Origin of the sequence: Epilithonimonas sp. (genome assembly GCF_036780765.1) — a bacterium.
Lineage (GTDB): Bacteria > Bacteroidota > Bacteroidia > Flavobacteriales > Weeksellaceae > Epilithonimonas.
On record NZ_DAIQCG010000002.1, the window covers coordinates 510,465 to 530,178 of the forward strand.

At 34.5% G+C, this 19,714-nt stretch carries 18 protein-coding genes; 8 read left to right on the forward strand and 10 right to left on the reverse strand.

Features of this window, described 5'->3' with window-relative positions; genetic code table 11:
- Positions 1-2 precede the first annotated feature (2 nt).
- Positions 3-1,052 carry a tRNA preQ1(34) S-adenosylmethionine ribosyltransferase-isomerase QueA gene (queA, locus tag V7P73_RS05810; RefSeq protein WP_333851984.1) on the reverse strand — a complete coding sequence of 350 codons (1,050 nt, stop codon included), beginning with the start codon at positions 1,050-1,052 and terminating at the stop codon, positions 3-5.
- A 240-nt stretch (positions 1,053-1,292) separates the two neighbouring features.
- Here queA and V7P73_RS05815 point away from each other — a divergent pair, with 240 nt between their 5' ends.
- Together V7P73_RS05815 and V7P73_RS05820 are read left to right on the forward strand one after the other, a co-directional pair.
- Positions 1,293-3,110 carry a DUF349 domain-containing protein gene (locus V7P73_RS05815; RefSeq protein WP_333851985.1) on the forward strand — a complete coding sequence of 606 codons (1,818 nt, stop codon included), beginning with the start codon at positions 1,293-1,295 and terminating at the stop codon, positions 3,108-3,110.
- 155 nt (positions 3,111-3,265) lie between these two features.
- Positions 3,266-5,119, forward strand: a complete 1,854-nt coding sequence (locus tag V7P73_RS05820; protein ID WP_333851986.1) for an endonuclease — start codon at positions 3,266-3,268, stop codon at positions 5,117-5,119.
- A gap of 50 nt (positions 5,120-5,169) precedes the next feature.
- On the opposite strand, the gene V7P73_RS05825 is transcribed toward V7P73_RS05820, so the two are convergent.
- On the reverse strand, positions 5,170-5,868 hold the full coding sequence (locus V7P73_RS05825; protein ID WP_333851987.1) for an SMUG2 DNA glycosylase family protein: 699 nt from the start codon (positions 5,866-5,868) through the stop codon (positions 5,170-5,172).
- 195 nt (positions 5,869-6,063) lie between these two features.
- Between V7P73_RS05825 and purC the strand changes: the two genes are divergently transcribed.
- The 3 genes from purC (at position 6,064) to V7P73_RS05840 (ending at position 9,162) form a co-directional block, all read left to right on the forward strand.
- The gene (gene purC, locus V7P73_RS05830) at positions 6,064-6,786 is read left to right on the forward strand and encodes a phosphoribosylaminoimidazolesuccinocarboxamide synthase (RefSeq protein ID WP_312768480.1); all 723 of its coding nucleotides are present in this window, start codon (positions 6,064-6,066) and stop codon (positions 6,784-6,786) included.
- A 142-nt stretch (positions 6,787-6,928) separates the two neighbouring features.
- A complete protein-coding gene (gene purF / locus V7P73_RS05835) occupies positions 6,929-8,326 on the forward strand; it encodes an amidophosphoribosyltransferase (RefSeq protein ID WP_333852129.1) in 1,398 nt (465 codons plus the stop codon).
- 416 nt (positions 8,327-8,742) lie between these two features.
- A complete protein-coding gene (locus V7P73_RS05840) occupies positions 8,743-9,162 on the forward strand; it encodes a nucleoside-diphosphate kinase (protein WP_333851988.1) in 420 nt (139 codons plus the stop codon).
- 206 nt (positions 9,163-9,368) lie between these two features.
- Here the strand turns inward: V7P73_RS05840 and rpe are convergent, their stop codons facing one another.
- From rpe to chrP, 3 genes are read right to left on the reverse strand one after another with little or no spacing between them, the layout of a single operon-like run.
- Positions 9,369-10,019, reverse strand: a complete 651-nt coding sequence (gene rpe, locus V7P73_RS05845; protein ID WP_333851989.1) for a ribulose-phosphate 3-epimerase — start codon at positions 10,017-10,019, stop codon at positions 9,369-9,371.
- Positions 10,020-10,053: 34 nt separating this feature from the next.
- Complete coding sequence (locus tag V7P73_RS05850) at positions 10,054-10,410, reverse strand: four helix bundle protein (protein ID WP_333851990.1); 357 nt, start codon at positions 10,408-10,410, stop codon at positions 10,054-10,056.
- 42 nt (positions 10,411-10,452) lie between these two features.
- Positions 10,453-11,529: a chryseobasin maturation metalloprotease ChrP gene (gene chrP / locus V7P73_RS05855; RefSeq protein WP_333851991.1), complete on the reverse strand. Its 1,077-nt coding sequence runs from the start codon at positions 11,527-11,529 to the stop codon at positions 10,453-10,455.
- A 60-nt stretch (positions 11,530-11,589) separates the two neighbouring features.
- On the opposite strand from chrP, the gene V7P73_RS05860 reads away from it, so the two are divergent.
- Positions 11,590-12,294 (forward strand): DUF4294 domain-containing protein, encoded by a 705-nt coding sequence (locus tag V7P73_RS05860; RefSeq protein ID WP_333852130.1) that lies wholly within the window; start codon positions 11,590-11,592, stop codon positions 12,292-12,294.
- 53 nt (positions 12,295-12,347) lie between these two features.
- Here V7P73_RS05860 and V7P73_RS05865 read toward each other — a convergent pair whose 3' ends face one another.
- The 3 genes from V7P73_RS05865 to V7P73_RS05875 all read right to left on the reverse strand — a co-directional run bounded on the left by V7P73_RS05865 (position 12,348) and on the right by V7P73_RS05875 (position 16,128).
- Positions 12,348-12,977: a LolA family protein gene (locus V7P73_RS05865; RefSeq protein ID WP_333851992.1), complete on the reverse strand. Its 630-nt coding sequence runs from the start codon at positions 12,975-12,977 to the stop codon at positions 12,348-12,350.
- A 146-nt stretch (positions 12,978-13,123) separates the two neighbouring features.
- The gene (locus V7P73_RS05870; RefSeq protein ID WP_333851993.1) at positions 13,124-15,712 is read right to left on the reverse strand and encodes a T9SS-dependent M36 family metallopeptidase; all 2,589 of its coding nucleotides are present in this window, start codon (positions 15,710-15,712) and stop codon (positions 13,124-13,126) included.
- 125 nt (positions 15,713-15,837) lie between these two features.
- Entirely contained in the window at positions 15,838-16,128 is a 291-nt protein-coding gene (locus V7P73_RS05875; RefSeq protein WP_333851994.1) for a putative quinol monooxygenase, read from the reverse strand.
- A gap of 126 nt (positions 16,129-16,254) precedes the next feature.
- Here V7P73_RS05875 and V7P73_RS05880 point away from each other — a divergent pair, with 126 nt between their 5' ends.
- Together V7P73_RS05880 and V7P73_RS05885 are read left to right on the forward strand one after the other, a co-directional pair.
- Positions 16,255-17,598 (forward strand): dihydrolipoamide acetyltransferase family protein, encoded by a 1,344-nt coding sequence (locus tag V7P73_RS05880; RefSeq protein ID WP_333851995.1) that lies wholly within the window; start codon positions 16,255-16,257, stop codon positions 17,596-17,598.
- Positions 17,599-18,006: 408 nt separating this feature from the next.
- Entirely contained in the window at positions 18,007-18,234 is a 228-nt protein-coding gene (locus V7P73_RS05885) for a hypothetical protein (protein WP_333851996.1), read from the forward strand.
- A gap of 112 nt (positions 18,235-18,346) precedes the next feature.
- Here the strand turns inward: V7P73_RS05885 and frr are convergent, their stop codons facing one another.
- Together frr and pyrH are read right to left on the reverse strand one after the other, a co-directional pair.
- On the reverse strand, positions 18,347-18,901 hold the full coding sequence (frr, locus tag V7P73_RS05890) for a ribosome recycling factor (protein WP_333851997.1): 555 nt from the start codon (positions 18,899-18,901) through the stop codon (positions 18,347-18,349).
- Positions 18,902-18,998: 97 nt separating this feature from the next.
- A complete protein-coding gene (pyrH, locus tag V7P73_RS05895) occupies positions 18,999-19,706 on the reverse strand; it encodes a UMP kinase (protein ID WP_333851998.1) in 708 nt (235 codons plus the stop codon).
- Positions 19,707-19,714 lie beyond the last annotated feature (8 nt).

The window sequence follows — 19,714 nt, forward strand, 5'->3', positions numbered from 1 at the left end:
TCTTAAAGAATCAACATTGCGTCTCCGTAAGAATAGAATTTATATTTTTCTTTGATAGCTTCCTCGTACGCTCTCATTATGAAATCTTTGTTAGCAAAAGCCGCAATCATCATAATTAAAGTAGATTTAGGCGTGTGGAAATTGGTAATCATTGCGTTGGCAACACCAAAATCGTGAGGTGGATAGATGAACTTGTTAGTCCAACCTCTGTAAGCCGATATTTTTTTGTTAGAAGAAACAGACGTTTCCAAAGCTCTCATTGTAGTCGTTCCAACGGCGCAAACTCGGCGTCCTTCTTGTACAGCTCTGTTGATGATTTCTGCATTTTTTTCATCGATAATCGCTTCCTCAGATTCCATTTTGTGCTTAGACAAATCTTCAACTTCGATTGGGTTGAAAGTTCCTAAACCAACGTGAAGTGTAATTTCTGCAAAATCAATTCCTTTGATTTCCAATCTCTTCATCAAATGTTTTGAGAAGTGAAGACCTGCAGTGGGCGCTGCAACAGCACCTTCTACTTTGGCGTAGATCGTTTGGTATCTTTCTGCATCTTCTGGCTCAACGTCTCTTTTGATATATTTAGGAAGTGGAGTTTCTCCAAGTTCTGTCAATTTTGCACGGAATTCTTCGTAAGAACCGTCGAATAAGAATCTCAATGTTCTTCCTCTAGAAGTTGTGTTGTCAATAACTTCTGCAACCAAAGATTCGTCTTCTGTGAAGAATAATTTGTTACCGATTCTGATTTTTCTTGCCGGATCAACCAAAACATCCCAAACACGAGTTTCAGCATCTAGTTCTCTCAACAAGAAAACTTCAATCTTAGCTCCTGTTTTTTCTTTGTTTCCAAATAATCTAGCAGGGAAAACTTTGGTATTATTGAAGATGAAAAGGTCTTTCTCGTCGAAATACTCAATTACATCTTTGAAAAGACGGTGCTCGATAGTCTCAGTTTTTCTGTTAAGAACCATCAATCTTGCTTCGTCACGGTTTTCTGTTGGGTGTTCTGCCAATAATTCTTCTGGCAAATCGAAATTGAAATCAGATGTTTTCATAAAATTTACGGATTTTATTTTAGGACAGGCAAAGCCTGATATTAAATTTTTTCGAGATGCAAAGATACGACATCAAAAAGCCTTTGTCAAGTAATTGTTAAATTTTAAATTTCTGATGTGAATATCAATGAATGTTTGATGTTTTTTTGAGAAAATTGGAATTTATATTTGGTGTTTTCTGTAAAAAACAGTTAATTTAGTGCATTTAAAAGTTGTTATTGTCAATTAATTTGCTTTGTTATGAGTATTGAAAACGAAAATTCTGAGAACGAAAATCTTAATTCTGGTGTCAATTCTGCTGAGAATCAACCATTAAAAGTAGAGAGGGTAGAACAAAATTCAGAATTAGAAACTACCGCAGAGGAACATCAGGAAATCGAAACTGCTGAAGAAAATTTTTCAAATCTATCTTTGAAAGAAGCTTTAGCCGAAATGGAAACCATCGTCAACAAAGATGATGCTCATCATTTTTCTAAACAATTCAATGCTTTGAGAGAGCAAGCGAATCACAAAATTGCCGATGAAATCGAAGATAAAAAACACGATTATCTGGAGCAAGGCAATCCGGAAGAACATTTTGATAATCATCATCCGGAATCTTCCAAATTATCCGCGCTAGTAAATATTTACAGAGAAAAACAAGACAAATTCCATAAATCTCAAGAAGCAGAACATCAAAAAAATCTTGAAGAAAGATTGACAATCATTGAAAGATTGAAGAATCTTTACACCACTTCAGAACCTGGAACTAATCTTTTCAAAGCCATAAGAGAAGTGAAAGAAGCTTGGGGGAAGGCTGGTCAGGTTGCAAAATCCGAATTCAAAAATCTTAATAATAATTATTTCCATCATCTGAAAATGTTCAATGAGATGTTGGACTTGAACAAGGAATATCTTGAGCAGGAATTTGCTCATAATCTTGAAAAAAGACAACATATTATTGAAAGAGCAAAAGAATTACTTGATGAAAAAGTAGTGCAAAAAGCTCTGAATGAATTGCAATATCTTCATAAGCTTTGGAAAGAAGAGGCTGAGCCGGTTGCAGAGGAATTCCGTGAGAAAACTTGGGAAGAATTCAAAGAAATTTCCAATAAAATCCACGAAAGAAAATCTGAATTGATTGCAGTTCTAGAATCTGAACAACAAGAAAATCTTGATAAAAAGAATAAAGTTATCGAAGAATTGAAAACTTTGTCTGCGCCTCAAAATATCAATCATTCTTTTTGGCAGCATGCTATTAAAAGAGTAGAAGAATTGCGCGCAGAATTCTTGAAACTAGGACCAGTTCCTAAAAAATTATCTAACCAGAATTGGACAGATTTCAAACAAGCTTTGAGAGATTTCAATACGGCTAAAAATGATTTTTATAAGAACTTAAAAGGTTCTCAGGTTCATAATCTTGAAGAGAAATTAGGTTTGATAAAAACGGCTCAGGATAATATGAATTCTGAAGATTGGGAGATCGTGGTTCCTCTTTTCAAAAAACTTCAGGAGGATTGGAAGAAAATTGGTCACGTTCCTAGAAGTCAGGCAAACAAAGTTTGGGATGATTTCCGTGATGCTTGTAATACTTTCTTCAAAAATTATAGAGATAAAAATAACGCTCCAGGCGACAATTGGAAAGAAAACTATAAGAACAAAAAAGCTCTTTTAGAAGAATTGAAAGCCTTAAATGATGAGGAGGGTGCTGTAGAAAAAATTGAAACGATTAAGAATTCTTGGAATGCGATTGGGAAAGTTCCAAAAGATAAATTGTCTATCAATACAGAATTCAACAAAACTCTGAGAGAGAAATTGAAACTCAATAAAATTAATGAATTTGATTTGAAAGAAGAGAATCTTACTGAAAATCAATTGACTGATAAAGCACGAAAAATCAAAAATCAAATTGCTGATTTGGAGTCAGAAGTGGTACAATTGGAAAATAATTTGGCATTCTTCAATTCTCCAACTCGTGAAAATCCTTTGTTGAAAGATACATTTGATAAATTGGATGCGAAAAAAGAACAATTGGAAAGTTTGAAAGTGACGCTTCACAATATTATTACTGGAGAATAACAGAAATTAATTAATAATATTTAAATCCCCTGATTAAAAGGGGATTTTTTATTGGTAGAGGTTTGTAAATAATTATTAATATTCAAATTCAAAAAAATAAATAGAATCTTATAAAAAAATGATATTTTTACGACCCGCTATTTAAAAATATCGATATGCTGAAAAAGTACTTATTCGCGATCTTTGCTTTTCCCACTATTCTGTCTGCACAAGCTCCAGAAGGTTATTATTCTGGAACAGAGAGTCTTTCTGGATATGCTTTGAAAAGTAAACTCCATGATATTATTTCTACAAAAACCTACAATTATAATTATGATGATCTGAAAACCTTGTACGGACAGACAGATATTGATAGATTTTATGATTATGATGCGAGTAATTCAACATATTTATTAGATATTTATTCCAATAATCCAATTGGAACTACGGCTTATCATTATACTTTGAGTGACATTGTAGGAAGTGCAAACGCAGAAGGATTGGGTTGGAACCGCGAACATATGATGCCACAAAGTACTTTTAATAGTGCTTATCCAATGTATTCTGACTTATTTTTTGTAGTGCCTACAGACGCAAGAATCAACCAGTTGAGAAGTAATTATCCTTATGGGAAAGTTTCAACTGCTGATTATAACTTTACAAATGGCTCTAAACGAGGGAATAATGGTATTGTTGGTTCTGTATATAAAGACAAAGCTTACGAACCAATAGACGAGTTTAAAGGTGATATTGCTAGGTCTTTACTCTATTACGCTGTGAGATATGAAGGTAAATTGAGTAGCTTCGATCATAGTACAAACGCAGACCCAACCAAGGATAGAAATCCGATGGATGGCACAGACGAAAGAGCTTACGAAAATTGGTACATCACAATGTTGCTTTCTTGGCATCAGCAAGATCCGGTTTCTCCCAGAGAGATTGATAGAAATAATTCTCTTTTTAACCTTCAAAAAAATAGAAATCCTTTCATCGACCATCCGGAATGGGTTAATTTGATTTGGAATCAAACGCCTGATAATGTTGCTCCTTCTGCGCCTTCACAGCTTTCTTTGGAAAGAAACTCTGCTTATTTCGTTAATCTAAATTGGCAGGAAAGTCCGGAAAATGATGTTTTGGGTTATAACGTTTATCAAGATGGTATTGTAGTAGCTAAATCTAAGACTACAACAATTTCTATTGACCATTTGACGCCAGCTACAACTTATAATTTTACGGTTAAAGCTTACGATAATTCTTATTTGGAAAGTCCACAGAGTAATACGATGAGTGTTACAACTTTAGCATCCGATATCTTTGCGAAAGATTTACAAATTATAAAATATTTGGAAGGAACTGGAAATAATAAGGGGCTCGAAATTGCAAACAAAACTGGACATAAGATAAATCTTCAGGGCTATAAATTATCGATGCAGTCCAAAGGAACTGTTTATTACTTCGAAAATCCTTTTGAACTGGAAGGTGAGATAGAAAACAATCAAAGTTTTGTCGTTGTTAATCCGAGCGCAAACTTTAGTTGTTTCAATAATTCTAATGCGAAGTTTGTAACTGCCGCGCCTTCTTTAACTTTTTCGGGAAGTAATTATGTGGATTTATCCTATAAGTCAGGAACTATTGATGCAATTGGTGTCAAAGGTCAAGATAATTCTAATGCCAACAAATCGCTTTACAGAAAATCAGAAATCACCAATCCAACAGCGACTTTTGACATCAATGAATGGACAAGTTATGCGTCAGATTATTGTCAAGGTTTAGGTGTTTTGGGAATTAATGATATCACGAATAGAAATTTAGATTTCAATATTTATCCAAATCCGGTTGTTAGTCAGCTAAATGTTAATGGAGAAATCAGCAAAGCAAAATCGGCGAAGATTTATGACCTTTCTGGTAAATTGATAAAAGAAATTAATAATCCATTTGTTAATCAAAAATCGATTGATGTTCAGTCTTTACTCCCAAGTACTTACATTTTGAATATCGATGGAAAATCGGTGAAGTTTATTAAAAAGTAATTCATTTTTAGAATAAATTATAAAAGCATTTCAAATCCGAAATGCTTTTTTTATTTGTCAAGATTGTTAAGAGTAAGAATATATTTGTCAATATACAATTGCTTTTCTTTCGATTTGTATTGCTGAATGTATCTTGGATGTTCCAGTATTTTCAACTCATCAAACAACTTGGCTTCACGATTTAATTTCTGAATAAAATCCGCATTTTTCTTTCCCAAAACAAAAACTTTTGAAGTGTCGATTCCTAAACTGATATGTTTTTTCAGAGAATCAATCATAAAATCTTTTACCATTTCGAAGAGCGTTTTATCATCATAATAATTTGCATTAATCCATTTGTTTTCTTTAGTTTTTCTAATGATTGCCAAAGGAAAAGGAGAGTTGATGTAAAAGTTTTGGTAGAAAAGTTCCGTCCCTCCGAAAGCTTCAATCATATCATACACAAACACCGACGAAATCTCGTGCGTATAAGAGGATTTCATTTCGATTCCACAAATCTCTTTTAGTCGTTTCGTGTCTGTGAAAGGAACTCCAGTTACGCCAGCACCGTATCTGCTAGGATTAATCCCGATTATGAATTTCCTTATTTCCGAATCATTATAATATTTGTGATAAAATTGTTGCATCACATCCAAAGTTTCAGGATTATCCAAGTAAGGATTCAAAACACGGAATCCGTCTGGAAGTAACCCAGAATATTTTAGATTGAGATTAAAATCAATCACTTTTTCGCCAAAATTTTCTGTCATAAATTAGATTTAGCACTTTCTTTTTTATCAAGATTAATACCTAACAAGTGTTTGTTAATCAATAATTATTACTGAATTTATAATTTTATAAAAAAGAAATATAAAATTCGTAAATTTGTGCATAAATCTAATAGTAAAAAAGTTTAAATGGAAATTGCTTCGTGGCAAATTCCGTTTAAAAAAATGAAAGTAATTATGAGTCAAAAGAAAGAAATGCTTTACGAAGGTAAAGCTAAACAGGTTTTCGCTACGGATAAACCTGACGAAGTCGTTGTACGCTACAAAGATGATGCTACGGCTTTCAATGCACAAAAACGCGGACAGTTCGATAGAAAGGGCGAGCTGAACAATGCGATTTCTACACTAATATTTGGTTATCTTATCGAAAACGGAATCCCAACGCACTTCATTTCAAAGTTGGATGACAGAGAGCAATTGGTAAAAAAAGTGGATATCATTCCATTGGAAATGGTTGTTCGTAATTACGTTGCGGGAAGTATGGCTCAGAGATTAGGCGTTGAAGAAGGTTTGAAATCGCCTGTTACTATTTTTGACCTTTGTTATAAAAAAGATGAATTAGGAGATCCGTTGATCAACGATCATCACGCTGTTTTCCTCGGAGCAGCCACTTATGAAGAATTGAATGAAATGTACGCTTTGACAGATAAAATTAATCAATTATTGATTGCTTTATTTGATAAAGCCAATGTTATTCTTGTAGATTTCAAAATCGAATTAGGAAAAACTTCTGATGGCAAAATTGTTTTGGCAGACGAGATTTCTCCAGATACTTGCAGACTTTGGGACAAGGATACAATGAAAAAACTTGACAAAGACAGATTCCGTAGAGATTTGGGCGAAATCACAGAAGCTTATGTTGAGATTTACAATAGATTACAAACCGCTCTAGAAAAATAAAATCCGAGATTAAATAAAAATGGATTTAGAATTTCAAAAATATAGCACGTTACCGAAATACGCATTTCAAAATCGCTATGAGGAATTCGAAGAAGCCAAACATCTCTCCAAAGAAGAATTAGGAACTTATCCTTTTGACAAAATGGAAGAAGAATGTGGCATTTTCGGGTTGCATTCTACACAAACACAAGATACATTTTCGCTTTCCCAGTTCGGGCTTTTTGCACTGCAACATCGTGGGCAGGAAGCTTGCGGAATTGCAGTAGGAAATAATGGGAAAATCCTTTCTGTAAAAGACGAAGGTTTGGTTTTAGACGTTTTCAAGTCGATAGAAGAACCGGAAAAGTTTATGGGAAGTACCGTAATTGGTCATACCAGATATACAACAGCCGGAGATAAAAAGAAATATAATTTCCAACCGTTTTTTGCCAAGAATGAGTATGACCAAATCATACTTTCCATTGCGCATAATGGTAATTTGACTAATGCCAAACAACTTCGAAAAGAATTAGAAGACGAAGGCGTAGTTTTCCGTGCAACTTCTGACACAGAGGTAATTTTAAGATTAATTCAAAAAAATCTTGACCTTGGACTTCGTGGCGCAATCAAAGCAACGATGGAAAAAATCGAAGGCGCTTATTCTGTAGTTGGGATTACAAGAAACAAATTTTTTGCGTTCAGAGATTTCAACGGAATCCGACCTTTAGTTCTTGGTGCGATTGATGAAAATACTTTTGTTGTGGCGTCCGAAAGTTGTGCTTTGGATGGGGTAGGTGCGCAATATGTACGTGATATTTTACCTGGCGAAATTGTTTATACAAGTGATAACGAAGAAGGTTTACAGTCTTATTTGGTTAAGGACGATTGTGTCAATAAAATCTGTGCTTTCGAATATATTTATTTCGCAAGACCAGATTCTACTTTAGAAGGAATCAATGTTCACGAAGTTCGTGAGAAATCGGGGATGAAGATTTGGGAACAGGCACCTGTGGAGGCAGATATTGTGATTGGTGTTCCGGATTCCGGAGTTCCTGCTGCGATTGGTTTTTCCAAGGCTTCTGGCATTCCTTTCAGACCGGTTTTGATTAAAAACCGTTACATTGGGCGTTCGTTCATCATTCCGTCTCAGGAGATGAGAGAACATTTGGTAAATCTAAAACTAAACCCAATTGTTTCTGAAATCAAAGGAAAAAGAGTTGTCATTATTGATGATTCCATCGTTCGTGGAACAACATCCAGACGTTTGGTGAAGATTTTGAAAAAAGCAGGTGTGAAGGAAATTCACTTCAGAAGTGTTTCTCCGCCGATTATTGCGCCTTGTTTTTTAGGAATTGATACGCCTACAAAAGATGATTTGATTTCGGCTAACATGAACAAAGAAGAGCTTAGAGAATATCTGGATGTTGATAGCCTCGAATTCTTGACTGTAAATAATTTGGTTAATATTTTAGGTTCGCCTAATCATTGTTTCGGATGTTTTACGGAGCAATATCCAGTGAAAAATCCAGACGAGTTAGCATTTGTCGATCAAGGTGATTAATATTTGGCAGCTTAATCCGTCTTCCGCTCCCAATCTTTTTTGCAGAAGATTTCAGATTAAATAGAAATCGAGAACAAGCAAAAAAGGATTTCCGCTCAGGCCGGGCTGCTGCAATTCGCTGATTGAATCGCGTGACAAAAATCAAGTTGATAAAAATCAATTATAATAAAAAACCGCCAAACAAATTATTTGTTTGGCGGTTTTTTACGACTTCAGATAATTTTAAAAACAAAAAAACCCCAACCGAGGTTGGGGTAAAAACTAATAACCATGAAAACTCAAATTAAACATGAGAATCGAATAATTTGTTACAAATACTGTGCCAAATAGTAGCGTTTCCCAGAAAAGAATTTCCGACGACAAATCTAAGGAAAAAATATTGTAAATTTGCAACACTTTAAAATAAAATTAAAATAATGTCAGGAAAAATCACATTTACCATGATTAAGCCAGATGCAGTTGCAGATGGTCACATTGGTGCGATTCTTGGAAAAATCAGTGAAGCTGGTTTTAAAATCAAAGCTTTAAAATTGACGCAACTTACGGTTGCTGATGCAAAAAAATTCTACGAAGTACATTCTGAAAGACCTTTTTATGGAGAACTGGTTGAATTTATGTCTTCTGGACCAATCGTTGCGGCGGTTCTTGAAAAAGACAATGCAGTAGAAGATTTCAGAACTACAATTGGTGCTACAAACCCTCCTGAAGCGGCTGAAGGAACTATCAGAAAACTTTTCGCAAGAAGCATTGGAGAAAATGCTGTTCACGGTTCTGACTCTGACGAGAATGCTCTTATCGAAGCTCAATTCCATTTTTCAGGGAGAGAGATTTTTTAATTTCTTCTGAAAATTAAATATAAAATAGGCTATCAAAACTGATAGCCTATTTTTTTGTTATATTGTTATTAGTCCCGATAGTAGCGGCATCTTTTTTTTGTCTTTGCTGAAAATTCTTTCAATGACAAAATGTCTAAGACAAAAAAGATATAGCCCTTCGACAAGCTCAGGATAAACTACTAGCGGGATTAAGCTCCTAAAAAAAATTAAATCTTCAAAAGTTCAATCGTCTTCTCCGGATTTTCTGAAGAAAAAACCGCGTTTCCTGCCACCAAAACGTCTGCGCCTGCTTCAAAAAGTTTAGATGCATTGTCCAAATTCACACCGCCATCAATTTGGATTAACGCTGTGGAATTGTTGCTCAATATCAAATCTTTGGTTTCGCTGATTTTTTTATAAGTATTCTGGATGAATTTTTGCCCGCCAAATCCTGGATTCACACTCATTAATAAAACCAAATCTACGTCTGCAATAATGTCTTCTAACATTAGAACCGGAGTTGCAGGATTAAGAACTACACCTGCTTTTGAGCCTTTGCTCTGAATCAAATGGATGGTTCTGTGAAGATGCGTACAAGCTTCGTAATGCACGGAAACCAAATCTGCTCCATCATCTATGAATTCTTCTACGTATTTTTCTGGTTCCAAAATCATTAAATGGACATCCACGAATTTTTTGGCGTGTTGCTGCACAGTTTTCATCACTGGGAAGCCGAAAGAGATATTCGGGACAAAACGGCCGTCCATCACATCTACGTGAAGCCAGTCTGCCTGAGAGTTGTTTAGCATCTCAATGTCTCTTTGTAGATTTCCAAAATCCGCAGACAAAAGGGAAGGCGCTATGAGTTTGTTTTTCATTTTATACTTAGATTTTAGAGTCAAGAATCAGGATTCAAGACTTTATTAGATTATTTTTAAAAGTGTATATCATTTTTTGAATTCCAGATAATTCTTGTAAAAGTTCTTCTGTAATTGTTTCTGAGAGAAGATTCAGTTCTTTTACTAAAATTAATTGTGTCTGTAATTCAAATGCCGAACCTAAAGCAATTCCTAGAAAGTGATTGAATTCTTTGTTGCTATTTCTACCAGAGCCTTCGCCAATATTGGATGGGATAGAAACTGCACATCTTTTGATTTGTAAAATTAATCCAAATTTTTCATCAGAATTTACTTTTTTACAATGAATATAAATTTGTTTTGCTAATGAAATTGACTTTTGCCAAAAAATTAATTTCTCGAAATTATGCATAATATTTATTCTTGAATCTAGGTTCCTGTTTCTTGACTCTTTTTAATGATATTTCAACTTCATTGTTGGTTCAATTTTTAGAAGACTTTCGTAAATTAATTTAATGACATTCGAAACATCTTCTTTTGAAACCATTTCTACCGTTGTGTGCATATATCGCAAAGGTAAAGAAATCAAGGCACTTGGAACGCCACCATTAGAATGTGCAAAAGCATCTGTATCCGTTCCTGTTGCTCTGCTTGCTGCAGCTCTTTGGAAAGGGATTTCTTTTTCTTTTGCTGTGCTGATAATCAATTCACGAATGGTATGATGAACGCTTGGTGCGAAGAAAACCACTGGCCCATCGCCACATTTTTGATCGCCTTCTTTTTTCTTTTCAATCATCGGCGTGGTTGTGTCGTGTGTCACATCTGTCACAATGGCAATGTTTGGTTTGATGGTATCAGCAATCATATCTGCGCCATAAAGTCCAACTTCTTCCTGGACTGAGTTTGTGACGTACAATCCAAAAGGTAGTTCTTTCTTATTTTCTTTCAAAAGTTTAGCAACTTCCGCAATCATAAAACCACCGATTCTGTTATCCAAAGCTCGACAAACAAAATATCTGTCGTTCAGCTCAAAAAATTCATCAGGGTAAGTTATCATACAACCTACAAAAATTCCCAATTCTTCTACTTCTTTTTTAGAAGTGGCGCCGCAATCAATAAAGATGTTATCGATTTTAGGAGTTGGTTCATTTTGATTAGCGCTTCTTGTGTGGATTGCAGGCCAACCGAAAACACCTTTTACGATGCCTTTTTCTCCGTGGATGTGGACAACTTTGGAAGGCGCGATTGTTTGGTCAGAGCCTCCGTTTCTGATCACATAAATCAACCCATCATCTGTAATGTAGTTTACATACCAACTGATTTCGTCAGCGTGTGCTTCTATAACAACTTTGAATTCGGCTTCTGGATTGATAATTCCATAAGCTGTACCATAATGGTCAACTTCGATTTTATCTACATAAGGTTTGATATAATCCATCCAGATTTTTTGGCCTTTGTGTTCATAGCCAGTAGGCGAAGCGGTGTTTAAATATTCTTCTAAGAATTTAATTGATTTATTTTCGAAATTCATATCTAAAAGGAATGGTTTTTGATGTTAAATTTTGTTAATTTTTTTATGAGAGTAAAAGTAATGATTTTTGGTAAATTGATTCCGATTCTTTTGATGTTTATTGGCATATTTTGTTTTTCGCAACAAGACACTTTACAGGTAAAATCTTTTGATGATATTCCAAAAAACAAGTTGAAGAAAGATGAGTTCGGGAATGAGTATTATTATGATGAAGTTCAAAAGGCTAAAATCTATAAAATAAACGGGGAACAAGTGATTGTAATGGATGAATTGACTCTCAGAGCTAATCCACATTTCAATAATCAGTTAGATAAAAATTATTATTTTTTCCTTAATAAAAAACTGAATCGTGTTTATCCTTTATTTTTGGATGCATTGGAACAATACCGTGATATTCAAAAAGAAAGTGCTAATATGAAAGGCTCTGATAGAAGCCGTTATATGAAACAGAGACAAACAGAATTGGCTGCCAGTTATGAGAAACAGTTGAGAGACTTAACAACTTCCGAAGGTCAGGTTTTTGCCAAACTGATGAGTAGGGCAACGGGAAAAACTGTTTACGAAATCATCAAAGAATTAAGAGGAGGCTGGAGTGCTTTCTGGTGGAATGTGAAAGGAAATATTGCTGATGTTAGTTTGAAAACGCCTTATGACCCGCATAGATTTAGAGATGACCTTTTTGTAGAGTCTCTTTTGCAATCTAATTGGAATCTTGGTTATTTGCAACCTTATGAAGGTGCAAGTGATTATAAAGTGAAGAAATAAAAAAAAATGCATTACGTTTTTGTAATGCATTTTTTTTGAAATTATATACTGATTTATAATTCTGTTATCAGATAATTTTGATATTTAGTTTTATCAAAGCTGAATAATGATGGAGACAAATTTTGATTTTCTTTATAATTACTTATTGTGATGACCGCCAAATCATTATTGGTAGAAAGTTGCTCAAGTTTGATTAATTTCTTTTGGGGTGTATTAATGTAAAGAGTTACACTTTTTAATCCGTTTGTTTTTACAGGAGTCATTTTTACCACATCAACAGGAATTCCGCTGATTGTTTTTTTACCAGAATAACTCACATTATAATCTTTTTTGTAAGAATCTAAATAACTTAAAGGTGAGAAATGAACTTGGTCATCATTAGCTTTGGAAATGGTAATTTCTTTATCTTCATCATTGATATTATAAAGCTTCTTGCCGTCAAATATTTGTTCCGTTCCCATTATTTTCAGTTTATATCTTGTATTGTCTGAATAGAAAATACCCGTTTGGTTTTGATTATCTGCCTTGTACGAGAATTTGAAATAAGAATTCTTCTTACTCTTATAACTCTTTGTGATATCATCTAAAATGGTTTTTGACTTGCTGTCTATAGTTTGGGAATGAGCAAAAAAACTACTTCCCACAAAAGTTAAAGTCAAAAAAACCTTTAAATAATTTTTCATTTATTTTATAATTAAATTTTTAACAAAGTTAAGTTTTCAATATTAATACCAAACTTTTGAAATGATAAATTTTGTTAAGGAGAATTATAAAAAAACCTTTTCAGGAAATACTGAAAAGGTTTTGTAATTTTGAAAATATCTAAGAGTTATTCTACGATTAACTTCTCAGCATTAGATTTTCCGTTTTCTGTAATCACTACAAGATAAGTTCCTTTGATTAGACCTTTTGTAGAAATAGATTCAGAACTATTTTTCTTTCTCTCAAGAGACTTAACTAATTTTCCGTTCATATCAAGAACATCTACTTTGATCGTGTTGTTTCCAACAGTTGGTGTTGTTTTGATAAAGAATTCTCCTTTAGCTGGATTTGGATAGATTCCGAATGCTTTATTTTTAGCAATATCTTCTGTACCCAATACACATCCTGCAGGAACTGAGAAATCTTCCACCTGATCGGAAATACTTGCAGCTGTACCAGCAGAGGCGTTAAGGCCTAATCCTCTTCTTGCGAAAACATTCCAAATCAAGCAATTGTCAGTACCGCCAGTTAATTGATCTGCTTCCAAAATAGCATCTCTACCAGATACGAAATTAGGATTACAAGGTTGTAACTTTAAACCATCCATTACTAACTGAAGTGCTTTTGCGCTACCAGAATTCATGTCAGCTGTGATATCGTAGTTATACCCGTACTTTTCTGCCATTTTCCAATGAAGATCCCAAAGCATTGTTGCCCAAATCTGTCCAACTGCGTGTGGTTGACCGCCTGTAGAATTTGTATCAGCGTATGTGAACGGGTTAGAAGTCATATCGGTTGTGTAACGGTAGCTTCTAATACCTAAAGCTGTAGGTGGAGTATTGCTAGAGTATGTTGCAATTCCCCTGCCTGTAGTTGATGTGTAATTAGGGGTGTTTGTTAACATTAATGCTAAAAAGTCAGACCAGCCTTCACCCATTTGTTCTAAGTTTGTCAAACAGCTGTAACCTTGACCAGTCAATCTATTTGATACGCCGTGACCATATTCATGAATCATAACGCCATTGTCAAAACTTGAATTTTTGTAACCAACTCCAAGGTCTTTAAGATTAACATTTACTGTTCTTCCTGCTGTAAGCTCATCCGTAATAAAATCTCCTTCATCTTTGGGAATCATAATAGAAGGAATAGAAACATTGGTTACATTGGAAACACTGATATTTGTTACAGTATTAGAAGTGGTTCTATGAACGATCATTCCTATTGCCCCTGCGTCTTGTAATGTTTTTGCTTTTACATTATATGCACACCCAGTGGTATTCACCATTGCTATTTTTCCAGTAAGACTTCCTGCAGTTAATGTTGTACAGCCTGTTGAGACTGGAGGAATAACTATATCTCCAGTAATACCTGTTTCCATTAGCATTTTTCCAAAATTAGCAGAGCCTGTATTGACGGCAGGTCTTGTTGCTAATGTTGGATCTGTGTAAAATAATCTTTGTTTCAAGGTTACACCAGAGTTCCAAAGATACATTTGCATTCTTGGAGCTTGAGTTGTATATGTTCCATTTCCGTTAAGTATCTCATAACCAGAAGCAAAATTAGCGTTATTATATCCGCTGCCATCATAAGCCTCAGCTCTTACGGCATCATTACCAGCGCCTCCTTTTCCGAAATTATTGGATTGGAAGTTTCTAGTACTTTCTGTAAAACCAAACTTATACATGATATCGTGAATCATGTTGTTGGCGTAAAACAAATTAGTAACTGCTGATGCTCTGTTGTCATAGGCGCTTAAAGTTGCAGATTCTGCAAATGGGAAATCAAAAGTTAGGCTTCCGGTTGTACTGCTTACGGGAGAAAATCCTGCAGAGTTAGATGCGTTATTATCGACATAAGCTAATACGTTATTACCGTAGGTATTTGTGAAATTGGAAGTTCCATTAGAATGCCAACCTTCTGGAGAAGCTGTCAAATCCCAAGGATTTGTAACTATTGTTCTAGAACCAAAAGTTGGAGCTTCTACAGGAAAAGGAAATACATTGTAAGAAGCGTCAGTCGCTACTTTAGCGTGAGCTTTGTTTGTAACAGAAGTGTTAAAATGTGTTAAAAGATGATTTGATGTTGATTCTACGTCACCAGCGAAATGGTTATCTTCAAATTGACACTCGTCAATCATATTATTTTTTTCCAGAATTTCTCCGTCGGTTAGACTTACAAGGATTCCGTAAAATTTATTTTCTTTAGACTGATTAATGAAGAATAACTGAGCAGGAATCAAGCTGTTGTTTCTTTCAAAATAAAAACGGATACTTGCTACTTTATTATCCGGAAGATTGATAAGATCTCCATTATTTTCATCCAAAAGTTCAAAACCGCTATCTTTGATATCTGCAGATCTTAATGCCGTAGATAGTGCTTCGGATTTATCTATCTTGTCAGCAACAATACTATTGCTTCCAATTTGTCTGAAATTATTATTCAACGAAAGAACTTTACCTTCTCTTATAACTGCCTTAGCTAATGACTTGTAAATAGGAGTATTATTGTAATACTGTTGTATGTTTACAATTTCAGCTTTTAAACTATTGGATTTATCTTCGCTCTGAATTTTAAAATCTGCATTAGAAATATTTCGGAAAGAAGTATCAGTTTTGATAAAGCTTCGGATAGCTTGTTCATTGGATTGTGCGCTAAGATTGGCAAATAAGAAAAAGACGCCAATCCCAGCGGATTTAGTAAGTTGATTTATCTTCATATTAAAATTTATTATAGATTAGCAAAAATATTAAAATTTTTCTTTTTTTATAAATAAAACATAAACAAATTTAAAATAATTGCTTTTTTGTTAAAATAAATATTGTTTTGTTGTTGATTTTTAAATTAAAAAAGTTTGTTTCCAATATAGACTATATTTGGATTATCTAATAATGAAGCTATACTCTCACGGAATTTCAACATATGGTCGGAAACCTGATGTTGTTGCAAGTCTTCATTACTTTCCCAAGTTTCATGGATGAAAAATACACCTTTGTTTCTATGATCTTCGAAGAGGTCGTATTGGATGCAGCCTTTTTCTTTGCGGGTTTCTATAACTAGTTTTTTTAATAATTCGATGGCATCCATCATCGAGTTTTCTTTGATGTGAATGATGGCACTTAAGTAAATATTCATTGTCTGATTCTAAAAATTTTGATTATCAAATTTATAAAAAATCAAGGCTTATTAATTTTAAAAATATAGAATTGTATAATTAATAAAAAAAAATGTACTTTTGGGAAAATTCAAAAAATCAAAATAATGGCAGAATATAAACTATTGCTCCCGAGTATGGGCGAAGGAGTTATGGAAGCTACAATTATCAGCTGGCTGTTTAATGAAGGCGATTTTATAAAAGAAGACGAATCTGTTGTGGAAATTGCAACGGATAAAGTAGACTCGGATGTCCCAACACCAGTGTCTGGAAAAATCATCAAAATCCTTAAACAGAAAGACGAAGTTGCAAAAATAGGAGAAGCCATTGCGATTTTGGAAACGGAAGGCGGTTCTCAGGATTCTGAAACACCTGAACCCAAGTCTTATGAGGAAGTTAAAGACCAAATTGTTCAGCCTGAGCCAGAAGTTGTGAAAGTTTTGGAGCAACCATTGAGCAATTTTTCTGATAATTCTAGCAGTACTCAAAACTCAGATTTGTATTTGTCGCCTTTGGTAAAGTCTGTTATTCTGCAGGAAAATATCACAGAATCTGAACTTAAAACGATTAAAGGAAGTGGTTTAGAAGGTAGAATTACAAAAGAAGATATTTTTGGATTTGTGAAAAACAGAGGTTCTAAGTCAGAGAGTATTAGTGTTAAAGAGATAGAAAATCCTGTTAAACAAGAAACTCAAACTCAAACTCAAAAAACCTCAAGTCCTCCAACTCTACAGCTCAACGATGGTGATGAGATTATCCAAATGGACAGAGTTCGTAAAATCATTGCAGATGCGATGGTTAATAGCAAACATACTTCGCCACATGTAACATCATTTATCGAAACCGATGTGACCAATGTGGTGTCTTGGAGAAATGCTAACAAAAATTCTTACCAAAAAAGAGATGGAGAAAAACTGACTTTTATGCCGATTTTCATTCGTGCGGTTGTAAAAGCGATTCAGGATTTTCCAATGATCAATGTTTCTGTGGATGGCGACAAAATCATCAAAAAGAAAAATATCAATATCGGAATGGCGACAGCTCTTCCAGACGGAAATCTAATTGTTCCTGTTATCAAAAATGCTGACCAGTTGAGTTTGTCAGGATTAGCAAAAGCAATCAACGATTTGGCTTACAGAGCACGTAATAAAAAATTGACTCCGGCAGATACACAAGGTGCAACTTATACAATTTCGAATGTTGGAACTTTCGGAAACCTTATGGGAACGCCGATTATTCCACAGCCTCAAGTTGCAATATTGGCAGTTGGTGCTATTGTTAAAAAACCAGCAGTTATCGAGACGGAATTTGGAGATGTGATTGCGATTCGTCAGAAGATGTTTATGTCGCATTCTTACGACCATAGAGTAGTGGACGGAAGTTTAGGCGGAATGTTCCTGAAACATGTGAATGATTATCTTGAAAATTGGGATCTGAATACCGAAATATAAAAATATTGACTCAGAATACTGAGTGTTTAAATATAATGTTAAAACCTCTCAATTTATTGAGGGGTTTTTTATAACACAACATGACTTAAAAAGATAAATTTTTGCTTTGATAATTTAAAGGAACAGAATTTATAAGCATCCAAAGGAAAAACTGCGAAACCAAGTTTACTATAATTTCTGTAATCTAATCTAATAACTAAATTGAGAAAGTTGCAAAGTATAGCAAAATATGTAAATAGGGCAGACATTTTTTAATGGAATTATGTTGTTTAAATATAACAGATACTTTGGAAAGAAAAAATCTCACAAAGACAGCATTTGAAAATCTATTTGTTATAATCTTTTTAATATTGAGCGGGCTAAGATGGCATACATTCTGATATGTAGCTAATACCAAATCACAAAATTATGGCAATAGAATTACATTTGAAACAGAACGAAACGTTGAAAGCTTATGTGCCTTCAACTGTATTAATCTCCAAAGAAAACTACAATCCACATTTGGCACAGCAACATTTTTATGCTGGAGCTTATGCAGATAAGCAGGCGCTAAAAAAGTACATTGATGAAGATATCTATTTCTATGATCTCTACATCACTTACCATAATTTTCATCAGGATATTCCTAACAAATAGTTTATTGATTTTGTTGCTGTAGCCAAAAAAATATTTATAAAAAAAATAGGATACAAAAAGCCCCGTTCCAAATTAATGAAACGAGGCTTTATTTTTTTGGAGAAGAGAAAATTTAAACTTTCAAGATTTCCGCTTCTTTGATTTTTAAAAGTTCGTCAGCTTTTTTAACATAAGCATCTGTCAAATCCTGGATGTCTTTTTCAACCCCTTTGATAAGATCTTCTGCAACACCCTCTAATCTTTTCAGTTCTTTGTTACCTTCTTGTCTTGCGTTTCTGATAGTCACTTTGGTTTGATCAGTTTCGCCTTTTGCCTGTTTTGCAAGGTCACGTCTTCTTTCCTCTGTTAAAGGTGGAACGTTGATGATGATGACATCGCCATTGTTAGACGGTGCAAATCCAAGGTTGGAGTTGATGATTCCTTTTCCAATTGCTCCCAAAGCTGTTCTGTCCCAAGGCTGGATAGAAAGCGTCATTGCATCTACCACAGAAACGTTGGCAACTTGACTAAGTGGAGTAGGCGCTCCATAATATTCTACCATTACATCCTGTACCATAGCTGTAGAAGCACGACCAGCTCTAATCTTTTGAAAAGCGTGATCCAAATGCTTGATTGCAGCATCCATCTCTTGCTTTACCGATGCTACAATGAGTTCTAATTCTTCCATTGTATATTTAAAATTTGATAATTGACACATATTTTATGAATGATGAATTATAATTGATAAATGTTTTAGGAATCAAATATCAAAAATCAATCCTCATTTAAACGTTAACTAAGGTTCCGATATTTTCTCCGTCTACCAATTTTTCCAGATTACCTTCTTTATTCATATCAAAAACGATGATTGGCAATTTGTTTTCGTGGCTCAAAGTGAAAGCTGTCATATCCATTACTTTCAGATTTTTTTCAAAAACCTCGTCGAAAGATAGACTATTAAATTTCACTGCGTCTGCATTTTTTTCAGGATCGCTGTCGTAGATTCCGTCCACTCTGGTTCCTTTTAAGATTACATCAGCATCAATTTCGATTGCTCTCAGTGTTGCAGCAGTATCTGTTGTGAAATATGGATTACCTGTTCCTGCTCCGAAGATGACAACACGTCCTTTTTCCAAATGGCGAACTGCTTTTCTTTTGATGAAAGGTTCAGCTACTTTATCCATTTCGATGGCGGATTGTAATCTGGTCATAATTCCGGCATCTTCCAAAGCGCCTTGTAGAGCCATTCCGTTGATAACCGTTGCCAACATTCCCATATAATCTCCCTGAACGCGGTCCATTCCTTTTGCAGCTCCGGCTAATCCTCTGAAAATATTTCCACCACCGATAACAATCGCTACTTCGCAGCCTTTATCTACTACTTTTTTGATTTCGACTGCATATTCTTTCAGTCTGTCGTTATCGATGCCGTATTGGCGTTCTCCCATAAGTGCTTCACCACTCAATTTCAGAAGGATTCTTTTATATTTCATCTAGCTGG